Origin of the sequence: Shewanella sp. SP2S2-4 (assembly GCF_031932025.1) — a bacterium.
Taxonomy (GTDB): domain Bacteria; phylum Pseudomonadota; class Gammaproteobacteria; order Enterobacterales; family Shewanellaceae; genus Shewanella; species Shewanella baltica.
In genome coordinates this window covers 31,103-57,743 of record NZ_JAUOER010000033.1, presented here as the reverse complement: position 1 = coordinate 57,743, position 26,641 = coordinate 31,103, and the positions used below count along the sequence as shown (strand labels likewise).

Annotated in this window: 24 protein-coding genes and 1 tRNA gene; 15 read left to right on the top strand and 10 right to left on the bottom strand. The window is 48.1% G+C overall.

The features are described from left to right. The first annotated feature begins 35 nt into the window (after positions 1–35). From Q4Q54_RS20070 to Q4Q54_RS20060, 3 genes are all read left to right on the top strand, one after another. Positions 36–112, top strand: a tRNA-Asp gene (locus Q4Q54_RS20070). Positions 113–452: 340 nt separating this feature from the next. Next, the gene (locus Q4Q54_RS20065; protein ID WP_311989388.1) at positions 453–716 is read left to right on the top strand and encodes a YkgJ family cysteine cluster protein; all 264 of its coding nucleotides are present in this window, start codon (positions 453–455) and stop codon (positions 714–716) included. A 22-nt stretch (positions 717–738) separates the two neighbouring features. After that, positions 739–1,194: an Rrf2 family transcriptional regulator gene (locus Q4Q54_RS20060; protein WP_006083784.1), complete on the top strand. Its 456-nt coding sequence runs from the start codon at positions 739–741 to the stop codon at positions 1,192–1,194. On the opposite strand, the gene Q4Q54_RS20055 is transcribed toward Q4Q54_RS20060, so the two are convergent. From Q4Q54_RS20055 to gpmM, 4 genes are read right to left on the bottom strand one after another with little or no spacing between them, the layout of a single operon-like run. Beyond that, the gene (locus tag Q4Q54_RS20055; RefSeq protein ID WP_311989387.1) at positions 1,169–1,924 is read right to left on the bottom strand and encodes a divergent polysaccharide deacetylase family protein; all 756 of its coding nucleotides are present in this window, start codon (positions 1,922–1,924) and stop codon (positions 1,169–1,171) included. The two genes, Q4Q54_RS20060 and Q4Q54_RS20055, sit on opposite strands and share 26 nt — an antisense overlap. Positions 1,925–1,936: 12 nt before the next feature. Then, on the bottom strand, positions 1,937–3,142 hold the full coding sequence (locus Q4Q54_RS20050; protein ID WP_311989386.1) for a S41 family peptidase: 1,206 nt from the start codon (positions 3,140–3,142) through the stop codon (positions 1,937–1,939). 32 nt (positions 3,143–3,174) lie between these two features. Continuing rightward, entirely contained in the window at positions 3,175–4,308 is a 1,134-nt protein-coding gene (locus tag Q4Q54_RS20045) for a peptidoglycan DD-metalloendopeptidase family protein (RefSeq protein WP_311989385.1), read from the bottom strand. 10 nt (positions 4,309–4,318) lie between these two features. Continuing rightward, a complete protein-coding gene (gene gpmM / locus Q4Q54_RS20040) occupies positions 4,319–5,863 on the bottom strand; it encodes a 2,3-bisphosphoglycerate-independent phosphoglycerate mutase (protein WP_311989384.1) in 1,545 nt (514 codons plus the stop codon). Positions 5,864–6,130: 267 nt separating this feature from the next. Between gpmM and Q4Q54_RS20035 the strand changes: the two genes are divergently transcribed. The 5 genes from Q4Q54_RS20035 to Q4Q54_RS20015 all read left to right on the top strand — a co-directional run bounded on the left by Q4Q54_RS20035 (position 6,131) and on the right by Q4Q54_RS20015 (position 11,564). Beyond that, a complete protein-coding gene (locus Q4Q54_RS20035) occupies positions 6,131–6,565 on the top strand; it encodes a rhodanese-like domain-containing protein (protein ID WP_106651729.1) in 435 nt (144 codons plus the stop codon). Between the two features lie 295 nt (positions 6,566–6,860). After that, complete coding sequence (gene secB / locus Q4Q54_RS20030) at positions 6,861–7,346, top strand: protein-export chaperone SecB (RefSeq protein ID WP_006083777.1); 486 nt, start codon at positions 6,861–6,863, stop codon at positions 7,344–7,346. Between the two features lie 4 nt (positions 7,347–7,350). Further along, positions 7,351–8,367, top strand: a complete 1,017-nt coding sequence (gene gpsA, locus Q4Q54_RS20025) for an NAD(P)H-dependent glycerol-3-phosphate dehydrogenase (RefSeq protein ID WP_012196477.1) — start codon at positions 7,351–7,353, stop codon at positions 8,365–8,367. A gap of 282 nt (positions 8,368–8,649) precedes the next feature. Continuing rightward, positions 8,650–9,834, top strand: a complete 1,185-nt coding sequence (locus Q4Q54_RS20020; protein WP_311989383.1) for an NAD(P)/FAD-dependent oxidoreductase — start codon at positions 8,650–8,652, stop codon at positions 9,832–9,834. Positions 9,835–10,127: 293 nt separating this feature from the next. Continuing rightward, positions 10,128–11,564, top strand: a complete 1,437-nt coding sequence (locus tag Q4Q54_RS20015; RefSeq protein ID WP_311989382.1) for a tetratricopeptide repeat protein — start codon at positions 10,128–10,130, stop codon at positions 11,562–11,564. A 53-nt stretch (positions 11,565–11,617) separates the two neighbouring features. Here Q4Q54_RS20015 and Q4Q54_RS20010 read toward each other — a convergent pair whose 3' ends face one another. The 5 genes from Q4Q54_RS20010 to Q4Q54_RS19990 all read right to left on the bottom strand — a co-directional run bounded on the left by Q4Q54_RS20010 (position 11,618) and on the right by Q4Q54_RS19990 (position 16,656). Further along, on the bottom strand, positions 11,618–12,979 hold the full coding sequence (locus tag Q4Q54_RS20010) for a TrkH family potassium uptake protein (RefSeq protein WP_259563527.1): 1,362 nt from the start codon (positions 12,977–12,979) through the stop codon (positions 11,618–11,620). A 1-nt stretch (position 12,980) separates the two neighbouring features. Then, positions 12,981–13,679 (bottom strand): potassium channel family protein, encoded by a 699-nt coding sequence (locus Q4Q54_RS20005; RefSeq protein WP_011982012.1) that lies wholly within the window; start codon positions 13,677–13,679, stop codon positions 12,981–12,983. 44 nt (positions 13,680–13,723) lie between these two features. After that, a complete protein-coding gene (locus Q4Q54_RS20000; RefSeq protein ID WP_011982013.1) occupies positions 13,724–14,413 on the bottom strand; it encodes a response regulator transcription factor in 690 nt (229 codons plus the stop codon). Then, on the bottom strand, positions 14,414–15,460 hold the full coding sequence (locus tag Q4Q54_RS19995) for an ATP-binding protein (RefSeq protein ID WP_011982014.1): 1,047 nt from the start codon (positions 15,458–15,460) through the stop codon (positions 14,414–14,416). A gap of 272 nt (positions 15,461–15,732) precedes the next feature. Continuing rightward, positions 15,733–16,656, bottom strand: coding sequence for a pirin family protein (locus tag Q4Q54_RS19990; protein WP_311890507.1), 924 nt, complete (start codon positions 16,654–16,656; stop codon positions 15,733–15,735). A gap of 387 nt (positions 16,657–17,043) precedes the next feature. On the opposite strand from Q4Q54_RS19990, the gene Q4Q54_RS19985 reads away from it, so the two are divergent. From Q4Q54_RS19985 to Q4Q54_RS19955, 7 genes are all read left to right on the top strand, one after another. After that, the gene (locus Q4Q54_RS19985) at positions 17,044–18,717 is read left to right on the top strand and encodes a sensor histidine kinase (protein ID WP_311989381.1); all 1,674 of its coding nucleotides are present in this window, start codon (positions 17,044–17,046) and stop codon (positions 18,715–18,717) included. Further along, positions 18,711–19,442, top strand: coding sequence for a LytR/AlgR family response regulator transcription factor (locus Q4Q54_RS19980; protein ID WP_006083764.1), 732 nt, complete (start codon positions 18,711–18,713; stop codon positions 19,440–19,442). Before Q4Q54_RS19985 ends, Q4Q54_RS19980 begins: the two co-directional genes overlap by 7 nt. Positions 19,443–19,549: 107 nt before the next feature. Further along, positions 19,550–20,794, top strand: a complete 1,245-nt coding sequence (locus Q4Q54_RS19975) for an MFS transporter (RefSeq protein WP_006084818.1) — start codon at positions 19,550–19,552, stop codon at positions 20,792–20,794. 134 nt (positions 20,795–20,928) lie between these two features. After that, the gene (locus tag Q4Q54_RS19970; protein WP_006084819.1) at positions 20,929–21,666 is read left to right on the top strand and encodes a sulfite exporter TauE/SafE family protein; all 738 of its coding nucleotides are present in this window, start codon (positions 20,929–20,931) and stop codon (positions 21,664–21,666) included. Positions 21,667–21,802: 136 nt separating this feature from the next. Further along, positions 21,803–22,267: an NlpC/P60 family protein gene (locus Q4Q54_RS19965; protein WP_014620907.1), complete on the top strand. Its 465-nt coding sequence runs from the start codon at positions 21,803–21,805 to the stop codon at positions 22,265–22,267. Between the two features lie 58 nt (positions 22,268–22,325). Next, positions 22,326–23,789, top strand: a complete 1,464-nt coding sequence (locus Q4Q54_RS19960) for an MFS transporter (RefSeq protein WP_311989380.1) — start codon at positions 22,326–22,328, stop codon at positions 23,787–23,789. Positions 23,790–23,881: 92 nt separating this feature from the next. After that, on the top strand, positions 23,882–24,913 hold the full coding sequence (locus tag Q4Q54_RS19955; protein ID WP_107946167.1) for a LacI family DNA-binding transcriptional regulator: 1,032 nt from the start codon (positions 23,882–23,884) through the stop codon (positions 24,911–24,913). Positions 24,914–25,027: 114 nt separating this feature from the next. Here Q4Q54_RS19955 and gtfA read toward each other — a convergent pair whose 3' ends face one another. After that, positions 25,028–26,506, bottom strand: a complete 1,479-nt coding sequence (gene gtfA, locus Q4Q54_RS19950) for a sucrose phosphorylase (protein WP_311989379.1) — start codon at positions 26,504–26,506, stop codon at positions 25,028–25,030. Between the last annotated feature and the right edge of the window lie 135 nt (positions 26,507–26,641).

Here is a 26,641-nt window from a genome sequence, read left to right as displayed (position 1 = left end):
CCTAATTTAGGTTAACGTGCAAACGTTAAACTAAAGGAGCGGTAGTTCAGTTGGTTAGAATACCGGCCTGTCACGCCGGGGGTCGCGGGTTCGAGTCCCGTCCGCTCCGCCAACATTTCGATAAGCCCTAACAGCAATGTTAGGGCTTTTTCGTATCTGGAATTTATCTATTTCTATTGTCGCGGCTTCTTTTGCAAGGATCTAGCCTAGCTTCGTGTTCATAAGCTCATCGTTTCCTACCTGCATAGAATGAAAGCCTTTTCAAAGGTTGCAACCCATTCGTAGTAAATTTAAATCTCAGCTACTTTTGTCTGAGTTTGTCCCACTTATTTCATATTATGTCTTTCTCGCACAGAATGGCGCTTGTGCGCGACTTGGCAGTATTGACCTGTGACACTGATCTCGGACAAATTAAACGGTATAATGCCTTATGTCTTTCATGAGTAACGAAAATGAATTGTCGTCTTGGGTGTGGTGCTTGCTGTATTGCGCCTTCAATTAGCAGCGGTATTCCTGGTATTCCTGGTATGCCAAATGGTAAGGCTGCGGGTGAGCGTTGTGTGCAGCTGAGTGATGCCAATTTATGTTTGATCTTCGGCTCCCCCGATCGTCCCGCGGTTTGTAGTGATTTTGATGCATCGGAAGATGTATGTGGTCATTCGAACGAAGAGGCGCTTTGGTTGATTACCCAACTCGAAGCTCAAACCTCTCATTAAGTTTATCGCTGACAGGTGAAATATGCAGTTAACTCGTTATACCGATTTTGGCGTTCGTACCTTGATGTATTTGGCGGTTCAGCCAGACAGAACCACTTTATTTAGAATTGCTGAAATTACTCAGGTATTTGATCTGTCTCCAAATCATGTCTCTAAGATAGTGCATCATTTAGGCAAGATGGGTTACCTCGAAACCATTCGCGGTAAGATGGGCGGTTTCCGTTTGGGTAAGCCTGCGAGTGAGATTAACTTAGGTCAGTTAGTTCGGGTATTAGAAAACTCGTTGGCGCCGATTGATTGCAGCAAACCTTACTGCCGATTCACGCCTGCCTGTAAGCTGAAAGGCGTGTTAGCACAAGCAGTTGAAGCGTATTTGAATGTGCTCGATCAATATACTCTGCTGGACATTGTGAGTAATCGTGATGAGTTACTTGCCTTGTTGCCTGACATGTCTATCTCAGTGTTACAGTTGGATTAGTTCCATTTTTGTGTGCAATGCCGATGGGGAGCAAGCTTGATGCAGGTACTAGATCAATCCCCTCGGTTTTTAGTCTTTGTAGATTGGCCTTTAAGAAGCGCATGGTTTCTGGATAAGGATGGGCAATCGCCACTAGGTTACCTTGAGTCTGTGCCTGACTTATCATTAAGCTAAATTGTCTTTCGAGTGCTTTAGCACTGATATCATTGTCTAGAAACAGTTGGCGTTTTAATAACGGCACTCCTAACTGATCCGCTGTCCCTCCCGCCTTAGTGAACCTTGTTGTCATACTATCGATAAAATACAGATGCTTTTGTTTGAGGGTTTCCATCACCCACAGCATAGGATCATCGAGTTGAGTCAGTAAGCTCCCCATGTGGTTATTGGCACCTTTAGCAAAAGGAACGCTGTTAATTGCATCGACAACACTGGCGCGGATTTGTGCCTCAGTCATAGTATTGGTCAATCCACCCAGCCCTAACGCCTTACCATTAAGCGCCTGCATAGGCAGATGCAGCATGATTTCGTGGCCCTTTTTATGGCCAGCATTGGCGAGTTCTTCGCCAAGAGGAGTATGAGGCAACACAGAGAGCGTGACTGTGCTGGGCAGTGCCAGCACGGCTTGATCGGTATGACGATAACCTATGTCATCAATAATGAGCGCAATCTGGGCAGCATGACTTTGAGAAATGCTTAGGGCCAATAGGGCCAAGGAATAAAGTAAGCGCACAGTTTCTTCTTATTAGTCATGATGCTGTATCCATGCAATGGCTGAGGTCACTTGATGATCTTGGGCCAGAGATGCATGGGCGGATAGGGCGTCGATTATAGCCAAATTACCCGCGCCGGAACCAGTTTCTGCGGCAATTTTTATGTCTGGGACGATTCCTATGTTGTGAATGTTTTCACCTCTGGGGGTATTGTACTGGGCAATGGTGAGTTTTATCGCGTTACCATCTTCTAAGATGGGGATCAGGCTTTGTACTGTGCCTTTGCCAAAACTGGTTTCACCTAACAGCTTAGCTCGACCATTTTCCTGCAGTGCGGCGGCGAGTACTTCGGATGCTGAAGCCGAGCCTTTGTTGATCAACACTAGCATGGGCACGTTAGTCAGCATGGTTTGTGGTGAGGCGTAGTAGTCGGAGTTGGCATCGAAGAAGCGGCCAGAGGTTGAGACTATGCGCCCCTTGGCGAGAAATAGGTCAGCAATTTTAACGGCTTGGTCGAGCAGGCCGCCGGGATTATTACGTAAATCTAAGATGAGCCCGGTGAGCGGTTTATTTTGCCATTGGCTAAGTGAACGCACCATATCTTCGGTCGAGTTTTCTTGGAAGCTACTTAATCTGACATACCCAATATTGCCATCAAGCAGTTGAGTGGTGACAGATTCGATAGTGATAGTGCTCGGCTTGAGTGACACCTCAAAGGTCGCATCGTCATTGCTGTGCTTAAGCACTAACTTAATGCTTTGATTGCTGAGGCTATGTTTTTTTATCTCGGCGAGAATATTGGCGAGGTTAGTCTCGGTCGCCAGTGTGTCGTTGAGCTTAACGATAATGTCGCCTGCGCGTATTCCCGCTTGTTCTGCAGGGGAATGGGCGAAGGGGGCGATGATGTTGATGTGGTCATTTTGGGTTGCGACTTCGAAGCCGAAACCAAAATATTCGCCGCGATTGGAGTCTTTGAGATCGAGTAATTCTTGGTGATTCAAAAAGCTGGAATAGGGATCTAAATGCTCAAAAATACCTTTGATTGCCGCTTGCACTAACTCTTCTTTTGAAACGGTTTTCACATAATAAGTTTCAACGGTTTCAAGCACATCTTGTAGTAACGGATAGTCAAAATCACTGCGATAGGACTTAGCGTTCTCTTGACTAGAGAGGCTGATGGATAGGCCCAAAGTCAGGCCTAATCCAACGCAACTGATATAGCGGATCATGTGTTTCATAGCCGTCCCCTGTGATGAGGGGACCGTTATGATTAGCGACAGTATTTCGCTGGATCGACGGCTTGCCCCTTGTGCCTTATTTCAAAGTATAGGCCAGCCTCGCTCTGTCCACCCGAACGTCCGACTAAAGCTATCGCTTCGCCGCTTTTTACCATGTCGCCAGGGCTTTTTAATAGGGTTTGAGCATGGCCGTAAAGGCTCATATAACCTTTGCCATGATCGATAACCATCACTAAACCAAAACCGCGTAACCAGTCTGCATAAATAACCTTACCACCTGAAACGGCTCGAATATTTTGCCCTTCTGGTGCGGATAACATAGTGCCTTTCCATACCACTTGGCCGGAACGTTGGCTGCCAAAGCTGGCACTGACGCGACCTTTAGTTGGCCATTTGAGTTTGCCACTTTGTTTACCAAAACCTTCCATCGAAGGATTGTCTTTCATGGCTCGCAGCGCTTGTTCGACCACGCGCTTTAAGCTGGCCTCTTCAATTTGTAACTGCTCCAGCTCAGCGCCCTTAGAATTTAAGGTGCGTTGCAGCTCTTTGATGGTCAGTTGTCGCTGAGCTTGCTCTTGGCTCAAACGTTTAGCTTGGACCTGTTGTTCGGCCACGAGTTTGGTTAATTGTTTTTGCTTACTCGTTTGCGACACCTTGATCTCATCTAGCTCGGTCAAGGTTTGCTTTAATTCGTTGATCGACTTCATCCGCGCTTTATTGAGGTATTGGTAATAGGCCAACATACGCTCGATAGTCGCAGGACTTTGCTGGTTGAGCATCATCTTAGTGTAATCGTGATTACCGGCAAGATAGGCGCTCGACAGCTGTTTCGACAGTGTTTGTTGCTGACTCACTTTAAGCGTTTCTAACTCATCTTGACGTTGTTTCAGCTCGGTCAGTTTCGTGTCGATTTGCGCTAAGCTATTTTTGGTGCTGTTGACTTTTTTGGCCGCTGACGCAATCGCTTCTTCATCGCTACGCAGCAATGACAGCAATTTTTCTCTTTGTTTACTGGTGGTTTTTAACGCGCTTTGTTGTTGATTTATTTGCGATTGGATTGATTTCAACTCGGACTGACGCTTCTCCAAATCAGAAGCGTTGGCCGAGAAAGATAACATCATAAAGCCAGCAATAATGCTGGCTTTAACAAGGAGTCGAGTGCTCACTAGGTAACGGTTACTCTTTAATGTGGATTAAGGGCTTGCCCGTCATCTCTGCTGGAATGGCTTCGCCAATCAAGGTCAAGATAGTCGGTGCGACATCGCTGAGTTTACCACCTTCATCTATGGTCGCATTGCGGCCCACAAAGACGAAAGGTACCAGTTCACTGGTGTGGGCTGTGTGCGCCTGACCTGTGGTTTCGTCAGTCATTTGCTCGGCGTTACCATGGTCGGCGGTAATAATGCATTCACCTCCAACCTTCGCCAGCGCATCCACTACACGGCCGATACAAGCGTCAACTGCTTCACAGGCTTTCACCGCAGCATCGAAATTACCCGTGTGGCCGACCATGTCGCCATTGGGATAATTACAGATGATCACGTCGTACTTGGTCGATTCAATCGCCGCCACTAACTTGTCGGTGAGTTCAGTTGAACTCATCTCAGGCTGTAGATCGTAAGTCGCCACTTTAGGTGAGTTGATTAGGATGCGATCTTCACCTTCGAATGGCTCTTCTTTGCCGCCGTTGAAGAAGAAAGTCACATGGGCGTATTTCTCCGTTTCAGAGATACGTAGTTGAGTACGCCCTTGTTTTTGCAGCACTTCACCTAAGGTGTTCACCAAGTTTTCAGATGGATATGCGATAGGCGCTGTGATGTCGCCGGCATACTCAGTCAGAGTAACAAAGTGCATTTTCGGCACGACAGCACGCTCGAAACCATCGAAATCTGGATTGATAAAGCTACGGGTGATTTGACGGGCACGGTCGGCACGGAAGTTCATAAATATCAGTGCATCGCCATCTTGCAAGGTCGCAACTTGACCGTTGGCATCTGTGATCGCCGATGAAGAGACGAATTCGTCGTTTTCGTTACGTTCGTAAGCCGCTTCTAATGCTGTAACGGCATTGTCGTATTGGAATTTTGACTTACCTTGAGTGATCAAATCGTAGGCTTGCGACACACGATCCCAACGATTATCCCTGTCCATTGCAAAGTAACGACCAATAATCGAGGCGATACGGCCATGGCCTAATGTAGTAAACAGATCATCAAAATGGCTCAAGCTGCCTTTAGCGCTGCGCGGTGGTGTATCACGGCCGTCGAGGAAAGCATGCAGATAAACCTTTGTCGCGCCACGGGCAACGGCCATGCGGCACATCGCTTCGATATGCTCTTCATGGCTGTGAACGCCACCGGGAGAAAGCAGACCCATAATGTGCACTGCGCCGCCGGCTTTAATGGCTGAATCAACCGCATCGCACAGGGCTGGATTTTGTTCAAACTCATGATCTGCAATGGCTTTACTGATGCGAGTGAGTTCTTGATAAACCACACGGCCAGAGCCTAAGTTAATGTGGCCAACTTCAGAATTTCCCATCTGGCCATCAGGTAAGCCTACATCTAAGCCAGAACCTGAAATCAAACTATGGGGATATTGAGCGTTGAGACGGTCGAGTACCGGAGTGTTGGCGTGGAAAATCGCATTATTATGCGTGTTTTCACGGTAGCCCCAGCCATCGAGGATCAACAACGCGAGCGGACGTTTAGCTGTCGTCATAGTGATACCTTTAAGTTTTATAGAAGCGATAGAAATCTGAAATTGGTCAAATATTACTACGTTAGCTGGGTATGAAAAAGCGCTTTACCCCGATTAAGGTCATCGAATCACTAATTCGCCCGATTCTGTGAGTGGCTTGTGACAAGTGCTGGACCAATTGCGCTAAAAGTGCGATCTCGAACTGTGACTAAACTGCTGCAATCTGCCAAGGCAATCGGTATACTCTGTGCCCTTATCGAATTTTCGCCATTTATGCGGGCAATCATCATGCAAGAATATATCGAATTTTTTAAAGCTCACTCAATGCTCAGTCTGGCTTGGGTGGGATTATTTGTTGTGCTTGTTGCGAGTCTCATCAAATCGAGCATGTCAAAGATCAAAAGTATTTCTCACCAAGAACTGACGATTATGGTGAACAGACAGGACGCTAAAGTGGTTGATGTGCGCTCAAGTGATGAGTTCCGCAAGGGGCATATTGTTGATGCAATTAACGTTACGCTAGCAGATATTAAAAATAATCAGATATCTGCCCTTGAAAAGTATAAAGCGAGTCCCATTATATTGGTATGCAATGCTGGCATGACCTCGTCTCAAGCCGCTCAGCTTTTGAGTAAGCAAGGTTTTGAAAACCTGTACAACTTGAAAGGTGGTATGGGTGAATGGCAGGCAGCAAATATGCCTGTTTCAAAAAGCAAAAGATAAGTTGTCGGCGGCAGTTATGATTTAAGCTGCACCCTATCCTTTAGGCAGTGCAGCAATACAGTCATCATTGTTTGGCATACTGATCCTGCGGTCGCTAAGGGCTTAATGTAAGTTTTTAGACTGGTTCGATCGATACCCGAATATGGGTGCAAGTTGGGATGATACCGAGATCTGATACAGGCCTTGAGTAACATAAGCCCCGAGCCAATTTACGTTCAAAGATGAATTGGCTTTCAAATAATAATTGGCTTTCAACGAAAAGCCGATACAACATTGATAGGATAGGTAGGAAATTATGGCTGAAGTAGCAAACAACGAACAACAAGCCCCACAATTCAACATCCAACGTGTTTACACTAAAGATGTGTCTTTCGAAACGCCTAACAGCCCAGCTGTATTCCAAAAAGAATGGAACCCAGAAGTTAAGTTAGATTTAGACACGCGCAGCGCTAAATTAGCTGACGATGTGTATGAAGTTGTCCTGTCTTTAACGGTAACTGCACAAAACGGTGGCGATACCGCTTTCCTATGTGAAGTACAACAAGCCGGTATCTTCTCTATCACTGGTCTGACTGAGCCACAACTGGCACATTCATTAGGTGCATATTGCCCTAACATCCTATTCCCATATGCTCGCGAAACCGTGGGCAGCTTAGTTGGTCGTGGTACTTTCCCACAACTGAACCTAGCACCAGTTAACTTCGACGCGCTGTTTGCCCAATACGTGCAACAACGTCAAGCTGCTGCGACTGCACCAGCTGCCGAAGAAGCTAACGCTTAATTACATGAAAAACTCTGCCGATATCACGGTATTAGGGGCGGGCTCTTATGGCTCCGCCCTTGCCATTTCTTTAGCCAGCAACGGTCATAAGACCTTGTTATGGGGACACGATCCTGTCCACATGCAAACGCTCGCTCAAGACAAGTGCAACCAAGCTTTTTTGCCTGGTATTGCGTTTCCTGATTGTTTACAGATCGAAGCCGATTTAGCCAAAGCCTTAGCTGCCAGTAACAATGTGTTAGTGGTAGTACCAAGCCATGTGTTTGGTACTGTGCTTGAGCAGGCTAAACCGTTACTCCGTAGCGATGCGCGCATCGTATGGGCAACGAAAGGGCTCGAGCCTGAAACCGGACGTTTGCTGCAAGATGTGGCCCGTGATGTGTTAGGTGAGCAATATCCGCTGGCGGTGTTATCTGGGCCGACCTTCGCGAAAGAATTAGCCATGGGTTTACCTACGGCCATTTCGGTTGCGGGTACTTGTCCTACGTTCACCAACGATCTCGTCGAGCTGTTACACAGCCCTAAACGTTTGCGGGTTTACGCCAACGACGACTTTACCGGACTGCAACTTGGCGGTGCGGTAAAGAACGTGATCGCGATTGGTGCGGGCATGTCCGACGGTATCGGCTTTGGTGCCAATGCCAGAACAGCCCTGATCACCCGTGGTTTAGTCGAATTGACGCGTTTAGGCGAAGCCTTAGGGGCCAATGCGGCCACCTTTATGGGAATGGCGGGGTTAGGCGACTTAGTGTTGACCTGTACCGACAACCAATCCCGTAACCGTCGTTTCGGTTTAGCCTTAGGTAAAGGCTGTGATGTGATGACAGCGCAGGCTGAAATCGGCCAAGTGGTTGAAGGTTATCGCAATACCAAAGAAGTGTTTACACTTGCGAAACGCCTTGGGGTTGAAATGCCAATCACCGAGCAGATTTACCAAGTCTTGTACCAAGGTAAATCGCCCGTCGACGCCGCGAAAGAATTGCTCAGCAGAGAAAAGAAATCAGAAACGCCCGCGCAATAAACCGCGAGCCGCAATGATGCTGAATAAAGGAAAGGGTGCTAAAATAGCGCCCTTTTTTGTGCCCGTTCGTCATGCCTTTGATGTTGGCTGCGATGTTTCCGATATCAGGCGGCATGTCCTTCGTCCATGAAGGTTGGAGGGCAAAAAGGGGATTTGTACCTAACGTTTGAGCTTATCTTTGCTCCGTTTAGCTGTTGCTGACTTGCTTGCTAAGGGATCGCGAGTCAGCAAACTGCCCGTTGGCAGTCAATACCAATCAATTTATCTGTGTGGAGTAAGAGCGTGAAACATCATGATGTCATTATTATCGGAGCCGGCGCCGCGGGATTGATGTGTGCAGCGACCGCGGGTTACCGAGGCCGTGATGTACTCGTACTCGACAATGCCAAGCAAGCCGGGCGTAAAATCCTCATCAGCGGCGGCGGGCGTTGTAACTTCACTAACCTTAAAGTCGAGCCCGCAAATTTCCTCTGTGGTAATCCCCACTTTGTTAAGTCGGCACTCGCGCGTTATCCCTCGCAGCAGTTTATTGAACTGGTCGAGCGCCACGGTATTGAATATCACGAACGCGATCACGGCCAATTGTTCTGCAATGACTCGGCTAAAGAGATCGTCACTATGCTATTGACCGAGTGTGAATGGGCGGGCGTTACCATTAAGCTGCGCACCGATATTCTGGCCGTTAAAAAGACCGAGGCAGGGCACTTTGAGCTCAACACTTCTAGCGGCGAATTGAGCTGCGACTCACTGGTTATCGCCACCGGCGGCTTATCCATGCCTAAACTCGGCGCCACGCCTTACGGTTATCAACTGGCCGAGCAGTTTGGCTTAAAAGTGCTACCAACTCACGCGGGTTTAGTACCGTTTACATGGCACAGTGAAGATAAAATTCGTTTCGAACCTTTGTCGGGCATAGCCGTGCCGAGCCGCATTACCGCCAAAGATGGCACTGCATTTAGCGAAGCCTTACTCTTTACCCACCGCGGCTTATCCGGCCCTGCAATTTTGCAAATTTCCAACTATTGGAAAGCAGGCGAAACCATAGAAATCGATCTCTTGCCGAATATGAATTTGGCGCAATTGCTAGAGCAACAATTCGCCGCGCACCCTAAGCAAAGCCTGCGTAACACTCTCAGCCAGTGGTTACCTAAACGTTTGGTTGAAGTGCTATTCGATGAGGCCTTGTTGAACAAAGCCTTAAATCAACTAGTGCACGCCGAGCGCGCAACACTGGTCGATGATATACACCGCTGGACATTATTGATGAATGGCACCGAAGGCTACCGCACCGCCGAAGTGACCTTAGGTGGTATTGATAGTAATGAGTTGTCATCCAAAACTATGGAAGCCAGCAAAGTCGCAGGACTCTACTTTATCGGTGAAGTCATGGACGTAAGTGGTTGGTTAGGCGGGTTTAATTTTCAATGGGCCTGGGCATCCGGCGTCGCCGCAGGAAGGGCGGTTTAGTCCTTAATTTGAATGAGAATAATGAAATTAGATTACAGGCCACTTTGGTTAAAAATGAAAAATAGATTGTCTGTGGTTTTGTGAGGAATTGTTCGGTTTATCATTCACGAGCTGGCTTTGAATGATAAACCGATATTGGCGCTATCATTTTCGAAGAACGATGCATAAGTAAAAAAATTAATTGGCTCAAGACTCACAAGTTTACTCAAATTCATGCCAAGTAAGTGGTTTTTATTTATGAATGTCAGTAGATTAACTATTTCATTATGAATTAGATCTTGCAAAGGATAGCTGTGTCTCAATTATTTCCATTTCGCATATACCTGCAGTGCCTGTTAATAGTCGGTTTTCTTAGCATTCACAGTAATGTTTCCTATGCTGCCACAAAGCAATCAACGGAAGCTCTGCCTGTTGTAGAGCAATCTTGGGTAATTACGCAGATTATTCAGTTACAAGACCGAAGCGCTAGATTAGAAGCTTTATTTCAGCTGCAAACACTTAACAGCAGCGATATGAAAGATGCTGAAAAAGAACTTCAACAACTGCAATTACAACTAGTTGAGTTGAAAGAGAAACTGGTAGCTCAAGCAGATAGTCAGTCAAAAGAATTGGTTAGCATGTTCATCGAAGATGAGTCCCCGAAGATTAATTACCTAGTCGCAGCCGCGTTGGCGAACAAAGGTATGACACAAGGTAAGCTAAATCTGCTTGAAGCTGCAGTGGATACTTATCACAAACTAGTGAGTCGATTTGACCGTACGACGGATCTGAAGTTAATAAAAGTAGTTGCTGTAGCACAGTTAAATAAAGGTGTGGCACAAGGTCGGCTCAACCAGCCTGAGGCAGCAATTAAAACTTTTAATGAGCTTGTGTGTCGTGTTACTGACGAGACAGAGCTAGTACTGAAAGAGCAGGTTGCCAAAGCGTTAGTAAACAAAGGTGTGGCACAAGGTCGGCTCAACCATCCTGAGGCAGCGATAGAAACTTTTAATGGGCTCGTGTGTCGTTTTGGTGGTGCGACTGAGCTGGTATTGAAAGAGCAGGTTGCCAATGCGTTGCTCTATAAAGGTATGGAACAAGGTCAGCTCAATCAACCAGAAGCTGCGATGGAGACTTATAACGAGCTGGTACGTCGCTTTGATGGTGCGTCTGAGTTGGTACTGAAAGAACAGGTTGCCAGAGCGCTAGTAAACAAAGGTGGTACACAATATAAGCTCAAGCAGCCCGAAGCTGCGATGGAGACTTATAACGAGCTGGTTCGCCGCTTTGGTAATGCGACCGAGTTGGTTCTGAAAGAGATGGCTTCCAATGCATATAATGGCATTGGCTTTGCTCGGCTTTCTGATGGAAAAGAACATTTGATGAAGGATAATGTTGAGCAGGCAGAAGCTAATTTCAAGCAAGCTCTTGAGTATTTCGATAAAGGTTTAATTTATCTTGAACCAGAAAGTTTAAGCGGCTTAATTCTGGGCAATCGAGCTTATGCATTGGCGCTTCTGGGAGATGTTAAATTAGCTGAAGACGTGTTTGTGGCTGGATTGCGCGCTCCTGTTGATGGAGGGGAAACGCTTTATGAAGCTACTTTGTCTGATTTCGAAATACACCCACTACCGCAGGATGAGCCAATGAAAGAGTTGGTCGAGCGACAGTGGAAAATGTGGGTAGCGGAACATGACTCCAAGTGTGAAGATACTTTTATAAAACAACCGAACGGCGTGTCACTGTCGTGAACAGACTCGAAGGGCGGCACTGACTTGCAATGCCAGCCTTCCAACCAATCTCTTTACCCAATTGCCAGTTTGGTTTCTGCGTAGCGCAGTTTTTTCACCCTTGGATTCGCGAGGAAATAGGCGAGCATGAGTGGGCCGAGGCGACCCATAAACATCATAAAGATGATGATGGCTTGGCCTAGGCTAGTTAAGTTACCTGTCAAACCGCGGGATAAACCGACTGTGCCCAGTGCGGATATGGCTTCGAAGACGATATCGATTAACGGCGCTTTCTCGCTTAATACCAATATGAAGATGGCCAGCCAAGATACGACCAGAGAGATGATGGTCAGCGCTAAGGCTTTGCTGACGGTATCTTTGGGGATCTCCCGTTTAAACACATAGATGGCTTCGTCGCGGCGTAAATAACCATAAGTGGCCAAAATCAGTACCATAAAGGTGACGACTTTAATGCCGCTGGCGGTACTTAATGAGCCGCCGCCGATAAACATCAGCACGAGTATGAGCAAGGTGCTGGCGTCTTCGAGTTGGTCAATCGCTAGGGTATTAAAACCTGCGGTGCGCGGTGTAACGGCTTGAAACCATGAGGCTAACCATTTACCAAGTTCGCTTAAGGGCGCCAAGGTGTTGGGGTTGTTGTACTCAATAAAGTAAATCGCAATCACAGCGACCGCGTTGATGACAATAGTGCCGGTGATCATCATGCGGCTGTAAACGCTGAGTTTTGACCAACGTTTGTTCCTACGAAGATCTATCCACACCGAAAATCCTAAACCGCCAATGATAAATAATCCTGTGATGGTTAGGTTGATCACGGGATCGGCCACATAGGGCATTAGGCTGTCGGCACTGAGAGCAAAACCTGCGTTATTAAAAGCGCTAATCGTATAGAAAAAACCGTGGAATAAGCTGGTTTGCCAGCCGAGTTCATGGCTCCAATGCACTGATAAAATCAGCATGCCTACGGCTTCAACCAGCAGCGAAAACACAAATACGGCTTTGGCGGTCGAGACTAATGTCGATGTATCGGTTTGATTAAACGCCTCTTTTGCAACGGTTTGCTGTAGAAAGCCAATCTTACCGCCAAGGGCGATAAGGGTGACAATCGCAAAGGTCATCAAGCCTAAACCACCGCATTGAATTAACAGCGCGATTATCACTTGGCCAAAGGGCGTGAACACACTTCCAGTATCGACGACCACAAGCCCTGTTACTGTCACCGCCGAGGTGACGGTAAATAGGCTTTGCAGCCAAGTAATGGGTGACACAGTGGCGATGGGCAGTTTAAGTAAACATGTGCCGACGAGGATCAACAGAGCAAAGCTTGCACTTAAGATAAAGGGCGGAGCGCCAAAGAGTTTTTTGCCAGTTTTAGGAGTGTGCTCTAGGGTGAGCGAAGGATGCCATTGAACCACCTTACACCAACCTTGGCGCGAGCTGTTTTAACTCGGCACGGCTACCGCAAAGGAATAAGGCATCCTCTGTGTGCAAGGTAAAATCGCTATCAATCTTGCTAAATACGCTCTGCTCACGTTTGACCATTAACGGTGCGACTTTGCCCTTAGGGCTGCGTTGCACGTTAGTTTGCTCATCAGTGTTTTTCTCTTGCAAGCTCCCCAGCAGTTGGCCAACTGTGACTTGATGTAAATGGACTTTAATATGGATTTCAACAATATAGAGCCCATCGCCGATAGCGAGAAAGTTATTAACCATAGGGTAGTTTAGCGACTGGGCGACGCGGACCCCCATATCTTCTTCAGGGTGGATAATCCGAGTAACATCGAGTTTAGACAATATGGTGTGGTGCGCCTTATTGCTGGCTTTAACCCAAATATTTTGCACGCCGAGATTTTTCAGTGCCAGTGTGCACAGCAGGCTCGATTGCATATCAAAACCGATAGCGACAATCACAACTTCACTACTGGCAAGATCGAGTTCCCTTAGTGACGCCTCATCGGCGCAATCGCAAATTACGGCTTCGGTAAGAACTTCTACATATTTTTCAACAGCTTTATGGTCATTATCGACACCGGTAACCGTATGACCTAAGTGGATCAGTTCTCGGCTCACGGCGACGCCGAAGCGGCCTAATCCAATAACGGTAAAATGCGCCATTTCATATCCTTGTGTGGTTGAACTAAAGAGTGAGGCGAGCTGGCCTAGGGCGGGCCGAGGTCAGTGAGCCGATACCCTAAGCCGGGCTCGGTTTTGATCAGTTGCTGTTCGTCACTATCGTTAAGCTTTTTACGCAATTGGCTGACTAAAATCCGCAGATAATGGCCATCTTCTTGGTGAGTTTCGCCCCAGATATTGCGCAGCAGGTCGCTCTGTTTCAGCAATTGCCCAGGGTGGGACATTAACTGAACGAGTAGGGCAAACTCCTTTTTGGTGAGGGCGATTTCCTGCTGGTTAAGCCAGCATTGATGGCTGCTCTTTTGTAGAGTGAGTGGGCCAAATTGCAGCATATCGGCGCCGCTTGAGGTATCCACAAGGTCGCGAACCAACACCTTGATGCGAACGATTAATTCCCTGATCCCAAAGGGCTTACTCAGGTAATCGTTAGCACCTGCCTCGAGTAGGCGGATTTTTTCTTCCTCCTGATCGCGGGCGGTGAGTACTAGCACAGGGGTCTTATCCTGTTGGCGCAGCGCATGGAGTAACTCGATGCCATCACCATCGGGCAGGCCGAGGTCGAGCACGATAAGGTGCGGTTGATGGCTGCGGTACTGTTTGAGCGCCGTGGCTATGCTGGTGGCGCTTATGTATTCAAAGCCTTCCGCCTCGAGTGAGATCCGCATAAAGGTATGAATTTGCGGCTCATCATCCACGACTAACACCTTGTAAGCCATTTATACATTTTCCTTCGTTATCGGTAACGCGATGCGGATCAGACTGCCTTGAGCAACATTTTCGGCACTGAGACTCCCGTTATGGGCAATAATAATGCCTTTGGCGACAGGAAGGCCCAATCCTGCGCCGCCATCGGTAGAAGGATGTTGGCGGTAAAACAGTTCGAAAATCGCCTCCTTTTGAGATGGGGCTATGCCTTGTCCTAAGTCTTGAATATCGATGCGCAGCATATCTTGGTGGCGATAGAGATTGACTGTTACAGGTTGGCTGGTGGGTGAATAGTGCAGGGCATTGTCGAGCACATTAAAAATCGCCTGTTCAATCAAAGAGCTGCAAATCATTAATGGTGGTAGCTCTGGCTCACTGTGAATTTTGATCCTAGGTTGCGCGGTTTGAAAGCGGGCGATAGTGCGCTGTAACACTTCGCGCAGATTGGCTTCGTCTAGGTTAAATTTGAGTGCGCCGTGTTGTAACTTAGTGGCCTGTAACAGGTTTTCGATATATTGATGCAGACGATGACTCTCGGCGGCCGCGCTATCAATCAGCTCAGTTTTTTGCGACGCACTGAGCTTAGGCATGTATTCCTTCAGGGTCGTTAAGGTGCCGATAATGGTCGAGAGCGGGGTGCGTAAGTCATGGGAAACCGACAATAAGATGCTGTTGCGTAACTGAGCCTGTTCGAGTGCCGCCTGCTGGCGGCGATAAAGTTCGGCCAATTTGCTGGTGGTGAGGGCTACAAGTAGAAACACAGTTAAATTGAGAATGTCCTCAAGATTGAACATCTGTAGCGAATAGCGCGGCGTGGTAAACAGAAAATTAAAGCTAGTCGCCTCAAACACAGCTGCAAAATAGGCAAAGTTAGCGTTGCATTGCAGGGCCACAGCGACCACGGCCAATTGTAAGATCAGCAGCACGGCTATGGTGGAACCAGCAAAATAATCGATAAAAGCACTGCTAAAAATCGCGATAACTAGCACTGTGCCGGTAAAAAATGTTGGGTGCGAACGCCAGTATTGAGTCATGGGAGCCGCTATGGATGAAGTCATGGATAGAAAGACGCATATAAAGAAAGTGTCTGTACTCTAGCAAAGCCATTTTAAGATAGCGCGTAAAAAATCCGTAAAATTTATAGCCCTGTGAGTGGCTTAGCGTGCAGTTTGCTCGGGCTGTTCTCGCGCACTCATATCAAGCTGCGAGCTAATAATCAGGCTTACCCCATAGACTCATGGGGTAAGCCATTCTAGGCGTGGGCCGTTATCGGATTGATGCTAATGGGCTAGCTATCAAGTATTTGCCCATCTATTTATCTGCCTAAAGATCACCAAGGTATCGGCGGTGGCACTAAGCGCTTGCCGTCATAGCCTGGCACAGTATCAAAGCGTGGAGATCTGGCTTCCCAATCCGCTTGAGCCTTAGCGATTTCGTCTTTGCTGTGGCCAACAAAGTTCCACCAAATACTGACAGGGTCGGCCAGTGGTGCGCCGCCAATCAACAGTATGCGGCAACCCGCGTCGAGTTCGACCGTGACGCTTTCGCGTAACATCCCCAGATAGGCGAGATCGTTGTTGTTGAAGCTTTGGTCATCGATACGGAAAAAGCCTTCGAGTGGCATGAGGGCATATTCAAAACTCGGGTCGAGAGTCAGGGTGAGCTCAGTGTTTTCGGCGGCAAACAAATCCATCGCCACAATCGGCGAGAAGTGCAATGTGGGCGCCTGTTGATGCTGCCAACTGCCGATTAGGAGTGTGAAATCAACGCCCGCATCGTGCCACGTGGGGAGTTCGGGATAGTGATCGAATCTCGGCGCTGTATCTTTATGCTCAAGCGGCAGGGCAATCCACAGCTGCGCCGCGTGCATAGTGCTATGGCCAGCGACGGATTCTTCGGTGTGGGCGATACCGTGTCCGGCGGTCATCAAGTTAACTTGTTTAGGGCGGATCACTTGGGCGCTGCCGAGACTGTCCTTGTGCATGATTTCGCCTTCGAGCATCCAAGTAAAAGTTTGCAGCCCAATGTGCGGATGCTGGCCAACGTTTAGCTCAGGGCCGTCGGTGACTGGGCCAATATGGTCGAGGAAACACCAAGGGCCGATAAGACGACGCTCTTTTTGTGGGATCGCCCGTGCGACGGGAATGCCGCCGACATCACTGATTTTGGGGGAAATTCGTTGAACTTGAATGCGGCCATTTTCAATAGGGCATTCCTTAGGGCCACCATAAAACTGTGCTTGAACTTCACTCATGTTCGCTCCTTATTCCTTTGCGAGGACACACTTAGTTAGTGTTAGTCTGGCATGCTGAACTGGTTTCAGATCCCACCTTGCATTCGAGCCGAAGGTTTTAGCTTCGGGTATTCCCGTGGATTTTGCAAATCGACGCTGTCATATGGCTGGGTAATTGAGCTGTTAATATCGCCCTTGGATAACTCTGTTAACCCAATTCAAACGTGAATCTGTGACTGAGCCCGCGTGTATGGGAGTTTTTGCTGTCCTTTACTTTAGCAAGCCTGTATTTATGTGGGGCATTAGCGTTTGATGTTTTACTCGAGCCGTAAATAGCGGACGAGTTCAGGGTTAGTCTCGGTGATTTTTATCCTTCACGCGTTAAGTCAGATCTGCAAAGGGGAAAGCGTGCTCGAAAATCAAATGATGTTACTGGCGGTATTTGAACGGGCGGCCTTGATGCTGATGACCTTGTTCTTTTTAACCCGCACTCGACCGTTCCAGCGTTTATTCCAAAAGCGTAATCACACCCCCGCAGAGCTGGTCTCTGTGGCGGCGATATTTTGCTTATTTGCGGTGTTTAGTACTTATACCGGTATTGAGGTTGAAGGTGCGCTGGTTAACGTGCGCATTATTGCGATTATTTCCGGTGGAATTTTATTTGGCCCTTGGGTCGGCATTCCCGCGGGCGTGTTGTCGGGGCTGCATAGATATTTGATTGATATGGATGGCGATACTTCTATCCCGTGTTTAATCGCCAGCATTATTGCTGGTCTAATGGCGACCTGGATTTACTACAAATGCCCCAAATCTAAGTTATGGATTTATGGCATTGTGGCGGGCATGTTGTGCGAAACACTGACCATGTTGTTGATTTGGCTGCTGACAGAGCCGCACCAAGTAGGTGTAGAGATAGTGAGCCATATTGCCTATCCCATGATTGCGGGCACTGTGTGTATCGGACTGATTATTAAGCTAGTGCAAGATCTCGATGATGAGAAAGAGCTCATTGCCGCCAAGCAGGCCAAGCTCGCGTTGGATATTGCCAACAAAACCTTACCTTTCTTCCGCAAAATTGACCGCCATGCCTTAGAGCAAGTGTGCGCCGTGATCCGTAATGAAATCCATGCTGATGCCGTGGCGATTACCGATACTCGCGATGTATTAGCCTATATGGGCGTTGGCAAAGATTACTACGAGGTCGATGGTCATCAAGCGATTAGCGAGATGACTCAAAGGGCGATAGAGCTAGATCAAAACATTATTAACAACGACTTACGCCAATATCATTTATCGGATTTTCATTCGGTCATCATAATTCCGCTGCGTGAAAACGGCACTGTGAGCGGTACGCTGAAGATTTATTATCGCAATAACTATCGGATTACCAGCTCGCTGCGGGAAATGGCGGTGGGCTTGTCGCAGTTGATTTCGACCCAGATGGAAGTGTCGCGCATTGAGCAACTGCAAGAGATGACCCGCAAGGCGGAGTTTACTGCGCTGCAGAGCAAGATTAACCCGCACTTTTTGTTTAATGCCCTCAATGCGATTTCTTCTTTGATCCGTATTCGGCCGCAGCAGGCGCGGGAGTTGATTGCCAATCTGGCCGATTATCTGCGCTATAACCTAGCCAAGGGCGATGAGTTGATTGATATCCAAGAGGAAGTCAAACAAGTACGCGATTATGTGGCGATCGAGCAGGCGCGCTTTGGCGACAAGCTTGAAGTGGTGTTCGATGTCGACGATGTGCATTTTTGTGTACCTTGCCTCTTGTTGCAGCCGCTGGTGGAAAACGCCATTTTGCACGGCATTCAGCCACGTAGTGCGCCGGGCAGAGTGACCATAGAAGTGAAAAAACTCGATGCTGGCATTCGCGTGGCCGTGCGTGACACTGGTTATGGCATCAGCCAGGAGGTAATAGATGGCGTCGCCGCGGGTCGCATAGAAAGCAGCAGTATTGGGCTAATGAATGTGCACCAGAGGGTGAAGTTATTGTACGGCGAAGGTTTACAGCTTAAACGGCTTGAACCTGGGACTGAAGTCAGCTTTTATTTACCGGAAAATGAGGCGCAAGTATGTTAAAAGCCATCATAGTTGAAGATGAATATCTGGCCCGTGAGGAGCTGGAGTATTTAGTAAAGAGCCACAGTGAAATAGACATAGTGGCAAGCTTTGAGGATGGCTTGGAGGCCTTTAAATATCTGCAGGATCACGAGGTTGATGTGGTGTTTTTGGATATCCAAATTCCGTCCATCGATGGCCTATTGCTGGCGAAGAATCTGCATAAATCGACCCATCCACCCCATGTGGTGTTTGTGACTGCCTATAAAGAATTTGCGGTAGAAGCGTTCGAGCTCGAAGCCTTCGATTATATTCTCAAGCCTTACAATGAGCCGCGGATCATCAGCTTATTGCAGAAGATTGAACAGGCGGGGCGACAAGCGCCAAAGCCGCAACATGAAGCGGCGAGTAATGCCAGTCGTACCGTGAATTTAGTCAAGGGTGAGCGGATTATCGTCACGCCCTGCGAGCAAATTTATTACGCCGAGGCCGATGAAAAACTCACCTATGTGTATACCCGCACCGACCGTTATGTGATGCAGATGACCATTAGCGAGTTTGTCAGCCGCTTGCCCGCCGAGGGCTTTTTCCGCTGCCACCGTTCCTATTGCGTCAATATCAACAAGATCCGCGAAATCGTGCCTTGGTTCAATAGTACTTACCTGATCCGCTTGCATGATTTGTCGTTCGAGGTGCCCGTTAGCCGTAGTAATATTAAGGCTTTTCGACAGCTGATGAGGCTGTAATTGTCATTCATTCCTGCAGATCTGTATTTCATGCCTTAATTGATCGGCGCGAATGGCATCTCTCTTATAGTGGACTCAATTCCTGATCCCCTAAAGCGAGATGCATCATGACTAAAGAGATGAACCGTACTCGGTACCTGACCTTAGTTGGTACTATTATCACCCAGTTTGCACTCGGCTCAGTTTACACTTGGAGCCTGTTCAATGCGCAGTTGGCCGCGAAGCTCGACGAGCCTGTCAGCCAGGTGGCGTTTGTATTTGGTTTGCTGAGTTTGTCTTTGGCTGTGGCATCTTCCATGGCGGGCAAATTACAGGAACGCTTCGGCGTACGTAATGTCACCTTAGGCGCAGGCCTATTACTCGGGCTGGGATTCTTACTCACAGCCCAAGCCAGTAACTTAATGATGCTTTACCTGTGTGCCGGGATTTTAGTGGGCTTTGCCGATGGCACTGGCTACTTGATGACTTTATCTAACTGCGTGAAGTGGTTCCCCGAACGCAAAGGGTTGATTTCGGCGTTAGCGATTGGCGCTTATGGTCTAGGCAGCCTTGGATTTAAGTACATCAACGTGCTGTTACTCGAAAATACTGGCCTTGAAACTACCTTCCAACTTTGGGGCTTAATCGCCATGGCGCTGGTGTTATGTGGCGGCATGTTGATGAAAGATGCGCCTGCACAATCAGCCGCAAGTCAGCAAGCCGAAAGCCGCGACTTCACCCTCGCAGAAGCCATGCGTAAGCCACAATACTGGATGTTGGCGCTGATGTTCCTGTCTGCCTGTATGAGTGGTTTGTATGTGATTGGTGTAGCGAAAGATATCGGCGAGAAGATGGTCGACTTGCCAGTACTGGTGGCTGCTAATGCGGTTGCGGTAATTGCCATGGCGAACCTCAGTGGTCGTTTGGTGCTGGGTATCCTGTCGGACAAAATTCCTCGCATTCGGGTTATTTCGCTGGCGCAGATCATCACCTTAGTAGGTATGGTGTTACTACTGTTTGTACCTTTGAATGCTAACCTGTTCTTCGTTGCCGTTGCCTGCGTTGCCTTTAGTTTTGGTGGCACTATTACTGTTTATCCCTCACTGGTGAGCGACTTCTTCGGCCTGAATAACTTGACTAAAAACTATGGGGTTATCTACTTAGGTTTTGGTGTCGGCAGCATTATCGGTTCGATTGTCGCCTCGTTATTCGGTGGTTTTATTGCGACCTTCAACGTGATTTTAGTGCTGCTGGTGGTGGCGTTAGTGATGTCATTAACCATACGTATGCCAGAGCCTAAAACCCCAGTGTCAGCCAAGAAAGCCACTAAGAGTACACCGCGCTTAGTGAACATGACGGCAGAATCGGCGTAAGCACAAACACCTAGTCCGGCTTAGCCAAAAGTTAAAACAAAAATCCGCAGCTAAATGGCTGCGGATTTTTTGCTTTTTTATCACCTCAACAACAGGTAACTTGATAGCCATAAAGCGTTATTCAGGATGTGTTGATGTTAACGGACCCTCTTTTTTGGTTGGTGGCGATACCCGCAGTCTTGATTACGGGGATTTCTAAATCTGGTTTTGCGGGTGGTGTGGGCGGCTTAACTGTCCCGCTATTGGCGCTGGCCATTAGCCCTACCACAGCGGCGGCGCTCATGTTACCGCTGCTGATTTATATGGATTTTTTAAGCGTGCGTTCTTGGTGGGGGCAACATAATCCGCGTCATTTATGGATATTACTGCCCGCGGCGATAGTGGGTATTTTTATCGCTTATCTGTTGTTTGATAGGTTGAATGAAGAATATCTACGGGCGATTTTAGGCTGTGTGTCCCTCGGTTTTGGTTTGTATGGTTTGATTCTGGGGGATAAAACCCAAGCATCACCTTCACCTCTAGTAGGGCGCTTGTGTGGCTTAACAGCAGGATTTACTAGCTTTGTTGCCCATGCGGGCGGGCCGCCACTCAACGCTTATTTGTTACCGCTGCGTTTGGCTAAGGCAGAATTTTTAGCCACGGCTGTGGTATTTTTTGCTGTGGTAAATCTGGTCAAGCTTATCCCCTACAGTTTGCTTGGGCAGATTAACCAAGAGAATATTTTAGTTTCCCTGTTACTGGTGCCGCTGGCATGGTTAGGGGTAAAGTTAGGTTTGTTTATTCAAGATAAAATTAACGACAGGTTATTTAAGCGCATCATCTTGATTTTAATGGTGCTGGTGGGCGTACGTTTATTGTGGACGGCGTTATAGTTTTAAGCTTTGGGTTACATTAGTCTGTTAGAGTGCGCGGGTGTTTGGGCGTTTTGATCCCCAGCCGCCCTGAATTTACCTGATAAAAACTCAAAATTACGTTACTGTGAAATCTGCCTGCAATGAGTTTGAAGCTATGAAACGATTACTGATAATTATCTTAGCCTTAGGCCTTGGCGCTTGTGCTAGCGCGCCAGAACCTAAGCCTGTGGTAAAGCAAGTTGAACCCGCCACGGTTTGGAACGATAGCAATATCTCCGAACTGCATTCTGAGTGGCGCGGTGTGCCCTATCGTTTAGGCGGTGGCACTAAGCGGGGCATAGATTGCTCGGCCTTTGTGTCGGTCGCCTATCAGAAGATGTTGGGTATGACCTTGCCGCGCACGGTTGAAGAACAGCAAGCCCTAGGGAAACCCGTGCCGAGAAATCAACTGCGCAAGGGCGACTTAGTATTTTTCAAGACAGGTTGGAGCACGCACCATGTCGGCATTTATGTGGGAGACGATAATTTTCTCCATGTTTCCACTAGCCAAGGGGTGAAGATTTCGAGCCTGCATAACAGTTATTGGGCATCTAAGTATTGGAATGCACGGCGAATTTAGCACATCTTCTTTATGCACTTTCTTTATGCACTTTGGCTGATGAGTTAGCGGAGACAATATGTCCTTAGAGCCTGCGTTATCCCAGAGTGACCCTTTACCGACTTCTGTTTTTCTCGCCATTTTTTCGGCCGTATTCTTGCCCATGTTTTTGGCGGCGGTCGATCAAACCTTACTCGCGACAGCGACGCCAGCCATAGTTGAAGATCTTGGCGGCCTGCGCCAAGCCTCGTGGATCACTATCGGTTATATGCTGGCGATGGCCGCTTCTGTGCCGATTTATGGCTGGTTAGGGGATAACTTCGGTCGCGCGAAAATCCTGATGACCGCCATAGTGATTTTTGCACTGGGTTCCATCGTTTCGGCGAGTGCGGGCACTATGGATCATATGATCGCCGGACGTATCTTGCAGGGCATGGGCGGTGGCGGCTTGATGAGTTTGTCTCAATCCTTGATTGGTGAGTTAGTCCCCATTCGGCAGCGGGCGCGTTTCCAAGGCTATTTTGCCGCTATGTTTACCCTCGCGAGTGTTGGCGGCCCTGTTATTGGCGGTATTGTGGTACATGCCTATTCGTGGCATTGGCTATTTTGGGCGAATATTCCATTGGCCATGCTGGCGGTATGGCGACTCAATGGGCTGCATAAGCGCAGCGTTAAACCCGTACGCCAAGGCAAGTTTGATTTAGTGGGCGTGGTCTTGTTCCCGACCATTATCACCGCACTGTTATATTGGTTATCTGTGGCGGGGCAAGAGTTTGCTTGGCTTTCTGCGACCAGCTTAGGCTTTGCCGTCTTCGTGGTGTTCGGCATTCTAGGCTTGTTATTGTGGGAACGGCGATTGGCGAGCCCGTTTCTGCCGTTAGATTTACTGGCGAAGAAGGCCGTGTATATGCCACTACTAACGGCAGCGCTGTTTGCGGCTTGTTTGTTTGCGATGATCTTCTTCCTGCCGATTTATCTGCAAGTGGGTTTACACACCAATCCCGCCAAAACCGGTTTGCTGCTCTTGCCTATGACCTTTGGTATTGTTACTGGCTCGACGATTGCGGGCCGACTATTAAGTAAAGATGTCGCGCCTAAGTGGTTGCCGACCTTTGGTATGGGCTTAGCTTTCATCGGCTTGTTATTGATTAGCTTTGTGCCGCCTAATGCCAATGTGATCGGCGGCTTAGGTGTGTTGGTCGGAATAGGATTAGGGACTGTGATGCCGAGTGTGCAGCTCGTAGTGCAGAGCGTGTCGGGCAAGGCGCGACTCAGCCAGATCACGGCTATGGTGTCACTGTGTCGTTCTATGGGGGCAGCTATCGGTACTGCGCTGTTTAGCGTGCTGCTTTATAGTCTGTTGCCACTCACGGGTTCTGAACTTGGCATCGCCGCCATTAAAACATTGCCGACAGAGGTGGTGCATCAAGCCTTCCAGTACGGATTTATGGCCGCTGCGGGTGTGGCATTGTGTGCCGCGATAGTCGGTTTTTTATCCCCTGCAACGGCATTAAAAGATCACGATAGCGAAACTGCGCATTAAGCCTAGATTTGCAGGTGCACGACCCATTTAAGCCGTGTACTATTTGCGCTGAGCCGTATTTTTGTGGCCTTATTCGATTCCAGGACATAAGCATGACAACAACAAAACACTGGACCCTAAAGAGCATAGCCAACGAGTTGGGTGTCTCTAATGCCACTGTTTCTAACGCGTTTAATCGCCCCGACCAATTATCTGAAAAACGTCGTAACGACATTTTAGCTGCCTGCACTAAGTTGGGATATTTCGGACCAAATAAAGCGGCTCAATCCCTACGTAAGGGCAAGTTCGATACTGTCGCCTTGGTACTGTCGGACAGCGTGGAATACATGGTGTCCGATCCCGTCGCCAGTAAATTTATGAAGGGCGTGGCCTCTGTCTTGGAGCAAGAAAAGCTCAATTTGCTGCTGTTTTCGGGCAGTTCGGACAGCGTGAATGCGGTGGCCGACTTTGTGGATGGCTTTATTTGTTATGGTCGCCCGCGTAATGCCCTGTTGGCCGAGCAGTTAAAGCAGGTCAAGAAAAAGGTCGTCACCGTCGATTTTGATATCCACCGCAATGCATCAGTGAGCATAGACAATAAGTTAGCCGCCTATGAAGTGGCGAAACTGGCATTGCAGTCACCCGCAGACAATGTGGCTATTTTGGGGCTACGTTTGCTCGATACCCACTTAACGTGCCGCGTGTATGATCTGAATTTGTTAGAAATCGACACCTCAGTTGCCCATCAAAGATTACAGGGTTACTTGCAAGCGATTGAAGAAGTGAGCGTTATTCTGGGGCAGGACCGCATTTGGAATATCCCCGAGAGCAATGCCGACTATGCGGCGATAGCGGCAAAAGAAGCGTTGAATTCGACTCCACGGCCGAATGTGTTTTTATGCATGAGTGACTTAATCGCCTTGAGTGTGCTCGGTGAGGCGCAGGCCATGGGGCTGAATGTTCCTGAAGATGTGCGAGTCGTGGGCTTTGATGGCATAGATGAAGGCACACGTTCAAATCCGCCGTTAACGACAGTCTATCAATACTCTGAGCAGAAGGGCCGAAAAGCGGCGCAAATGTTTGTTAGTGATGCCGTGCATGCGGAAGTCTTGGGCTATGAATTACGTCTCGGTAAGAGCTGCTAGTCTCTACATCTTTTAACTAAAAAAGGCGCATTCAATGCGCCTTTTTGCTATCTCAACACTATGCCGCTTAGCTTGAACTTAAACCTAAGCTCAAGTCCGAACAGGAACGCAAGCTTATGCTTGAGCCAACAGTTTTGATAACGACACTTGTGTCTCTTTACCTTGCTTATCTAAAAGGATGATTTGGCCCTCTTTATTGGCAAAGTCGAGGGTGAGACTTGCCTGCGAATCGGCCGCTTTCCAAGATAAGGTTAACGTGCGTTCTGCGGATGCCATCGTAAAGCGGCCATCGAAGGCTGGGCTGCTATTACGCAGTTTAATCAGTTGAGTCAGCGCCTTAACGACAGGTTTCTGCATTGCTTGCTGCACTTTTTCACGGTTCAAATGAGGGCGATTGATATCGCGACCGACATGGGTGTTGTTGAGCAGTTCCATATCGTTTGGAATCGCCAGCAGTCCCGCGTAATACACCTGCGGAATACCTGGTGCGAAAAACTGAATCGCCCGCGCCATCAAATAATCTAGGTCATTCTGACCGAGGGCATCGTAATAGGTGCAGTTGATTTGATACAAATCGACGTTGCTGGCGGCCGCGCCTGTGGCTTGTAGACTCTCGCCCTTACTGTTGCCATGTATGGTTTCAACCAGATTATCGATTTGATTTTCGGTCAATAATCCGCGCAAGCCATCCATAGGGCCGACGTCGATAATGCCGATGCCGTCGTGGGTGTCGAGTACGGTAATGCAGTTGCGCGGCGCCATTTCGAGCCAATGGGTCAAGGCTTGGCAATCTTGGCTAAACAGCGTGTGCAGGATGAGCGGTGGCAGGGCGAAGTCGTACACCATGTCGACCCGTTTGGCGATCTCGACCTGAGTCATGTGGTGCGAATGGATTTCGGCCAGGGTTGTCATGCCTAACTCATTGGCTTGCTTAGCTAATTTATCCACGAACTCGAAGGATTCTTCAATCATAAAGCAGCTAGTGCCGGGCTTTTTAATTGCATAGCCCGCAGCATCTAAGCGGATCAGATTCACTTTACTGTGGTCGAAACGCGCCAGCACTCGGTTTAAATAATCTTTACCTGCGACGGAATGAACGTCGATATCGATTTGATTGCGGGTAAAGGTGGTCCAAAACTCTTCGGTCGAGCCATCGGCTAAGGTGTAAGTGCTAAAACAACTGCCCGGACGCGGACGATAGATAGCGGCTTGATCTTGCTCGCTTAACCCCTCAGGAAATACCTTGTCTTTGGTTAAAAACAAATCCCAGTAAGCCGATTGCTTGCCGTGCTTGAGTACGTCTTTAAATTCTGGCGATTCGGCGGACATGTGGTTAACGATAAGGTCGGCCATGATGTCGTAGTCATCACCAATGCGTTTAACGTCATCCCAATTGCCTAACCGTGAATCGACTTGTACATGGTCTATCGGATCGAAGCCCGCATCACTGCCGTCAATGGGAAAATAGAAAGGCAAAAGATGCACGCCGCCGAATAGACCTTGCAACTCGTCATCGAGCAGTGCTTTGAGCTCCTTGAGCCCTGCATTGGTAATTCTGTCGACATAGGTGATCAGTTGCACTTGGTTTTTCATACTTTGCCCACGCTTGAGTTGTCTTTTTAGAGTAAAGGTTTATGGCAATCCTTTAATTGATTGCACAACTAAACTTAATCGATTAAGTTGTATATTTAACCAATATGAAACATTATTCAAGTGGTTTGTTGGATT